Genomic DNA, 2,473 nt, shown 5'->3' with positions numbered 1-2,473 from the left:
TTGAAGCGGCAGCTATTTTTCCAATGCCTGTCATGCTTTGTAATATCATGTTTTTCGCTTGATATTCTGGACATGATTCAATGACCTTCACTATTTTATCTTCAATTTTATTAATCTGATTCTTAAATAACGTTCGAACTGGCTTGATTGTCATCGCCAACTCTTTTGGCATGATTTGTAATCTGTTTTTCTCCATTGTTTGCATGGTGAGTAACTGATTTCTTCGCGTCACTAAATCACTCATCAACTGCATCGTGTCCGGCTTTAGGGTGGATAATGGTGGCTCAATCGCTTCACCGAAATGAGCGATAAGCTCCGCATCAAGTTTATCTGTTTTTGCCCGTTGACCAATCGCTCCGGCAAAACGTTTTACGTGGATTGGATTAGCGATGGTAAAAGGTAAATTAGCCTTAGCACATGCCAAGATAAACGGCATTTCAAGTCGGCCTGTTGCTTCAATAACAATACGCTCAGGATTGTGTTTTTTGATGATTTTAACCGCTTCTTTAATCCCTTTTTCATTATTTTCTACGGTGAAATAGATATCTAAAGGACAGATGTAAATGTCGAGTTGATATTTACCGGTATCAACACCGACGTTAATGTTTTGATTTGTTTTAGTATTCATAATAAGCTAACTCTTACTTGCAAAATGCGGGTTCGAGACCCAGTAGACTATTCGAGTGTGGTGCTTGGAGTCCTTTGTTGCGTTCGTTCTTGTTATCGGTCTCTCAACTGAGGAGCCTTTGCTCAATCGAACTACGACAAGGAAAGCTTAAGTTGCTGCTTAAGCCTGGGTCTCACTTTACCTAAAGATGTTTAAAAAGAATAAAAAAGATGGGTGTATTATCCATACAAGTCGTTAAAGCAGGACAAATAACAGTTGGCTTTTGCTCCTGCGTCGCTTATTTTAGCCAACATATTATTTGCCTCTTAACGAGGCGTTATATGCCAAGGAGGATTCATGGCTCGCAGAAACTCAATACCGGACGAGTTACTAGAACAATTTTTCGAAATTACTGGTTATATCTGGCAAGTTGGTGCCGTTGTTACAGGTATCTTTTTATTTCTAACATACAAGTCGTATTTTTGGATTAGCTCTACAATTGAAAGCACACTAGGTAAGCCTATTATGGCTGCAATGGAACAGCTTTCTTTTATCCTATATTTGTTGCCTGTATCAATGCTATTTCTTGCTGTAGTATTCGGTTTAAAAACGTACTCAACATATCGCGGTCAAAATGGCATATAACAAGTCATTCAAAAGGACAAAAGACAGTTGGCCGTGCTCGTGCCTCGCTGATTTTGGCCAACTATTTTTTGCCTCTTAATGAGGCGTTAGGCAGTAAGAGTATAAGCATGCATTGGAGAAGACTTTTAAAATTTATCGCTATTTTATTTTTACCTAATTTTTTGTTAGGTGTATTCTTCGGATACTTTTTATTAGATAACTTATATGAGCCTATTAGTTACTATTTGGTACTACAGATATTAGTTTTTTTTATAACCGCTTTTGTTATTTATATGTTTGTAAAAGAGTTGCCTAACAATTACTTAATAAACGTATTAGTTGCAACCAGTGCTAATTATTTATTGCCTCTATGCATTATTGTCTACTTGATAGGCTTAGAGTATTTTTCAAACATGGTTCTGTTTGAGTTTATTTTGTATATATCTAGTGTTGCTGTCGGTTATGTAATTGCTTTACGTAGTAAAAAAGGTGGCTTCAGCACAACTGCCTAACAAGGCGTTCAAACGGACAAAAAACAGTTGGCTGTTTCACTCCGTTCACAATTTTAGCAAACAATTTTTAGCCCCTTATTGGGGCGTTATGCTATTTCAAACAAACGAGCAGTTGAAGCTCGTAATTACAAAAAGGAAAAACAATGAATAAAGTTTTAACCACTATTGCGGTAACAGCATTGCTTGCTACCGGTTGTACTAGTGTACCTATGGAGTCAAAAGAAAGAAGTGAGTTAGCAAAACAATATAATTCACCTTCTGAGGGAAAATCTGGCTTGTATGTCTATAGGTCAGGTAGTTTCGGTGGAGCACTAAAAAAAGATGTATGGCTAAATGGTAAGTGCGTTGGTGAAACAGCACCTAACATGTTCTTTTATGAGGAAATAGAAGGCAATACTGAACATAAAGTTTCTACAGAGTCAGAATTTTCTCCTAATGATTTACTTGTTAAAACTGAAAGCGGTAAAAACTATTTTGTTAGTCAGTATATAAAAATGGGAGTTTTTGTTGGTGGTGCTGGTGTAGAGCTAGTTGATGAAGAAAAAGGTAAAAAACAAGTTTCAAAACTTGATATGGCTATTAAAGGTAAATGTAGCTCATAGCATAACAAGAGACTATGGCGTCAATAACTATTTTTTAGTTACTGGCGCTTCCCACATTACACCGTCTCTAAGCATAGAATTCAAGATCACAATCATCTTTCTAACACACGCAATTATCGCTACTTTTT

The 2,473-nt window shown here is 36.6% G+C and carries 3 protein-coding genes; 2 read left to right on the top strand and 1 reads right to left on the bottom strand.

What is annotated here, in order from left to right:
* Positions 1-628 (bottom strand): transposase (locus KO495_RS15975; protein WP_215981407.1); only part of this gene is annotated, 628 nt, incomplete at its 3' end.
* Positions 629-964: 336 nt separating this feature from the next.
* On the opposite strand from KO495_RS15975, the gene KO495_RS15970 reads away from it, so the two are divergent.
* Positions 965-1,252 carry a hypothetical protein gene (locus tag KO495_RS15970; protein WP_215981406.1) on the top strand — a complete coding sequence of 96 codons (288 nt, stop codon included), beginning with the start codon at positions 965-967 and terminating at the stop codon, positions 1,250-1,252.
* A 634-nt stretch (positions 1,253-1,886) separates the two neighbouring features.
* Complete coding sequence (locus KO495_RS15965) at positions 1,887-2,345, top strand: DUF2846 domain-containing protein (protein ID WP_252739018.1); 459 nt, start codon at positions 1,887-1,889, stop codon at positions 2,343-2,345.
* Positions 2,346-2,473 lie beyond the last annotated feature (128 nt).

Origin of the sequence: Colwellia sp. D2M02 (assembly GCF_018860755.1) — a bacterium.
Classification (GTDB): Bacteria; Pseudomonadota; Gammaproteobacteria; order Enterobacterales; family Alteromonadaceae; genus Colwellia; species Colwellia asteriadis.
The sequence above is the reverse complement of the archived record's forward strand: the minus strand, read 5'-3'. Positions and strand labels throughout refer to the sequence as shown.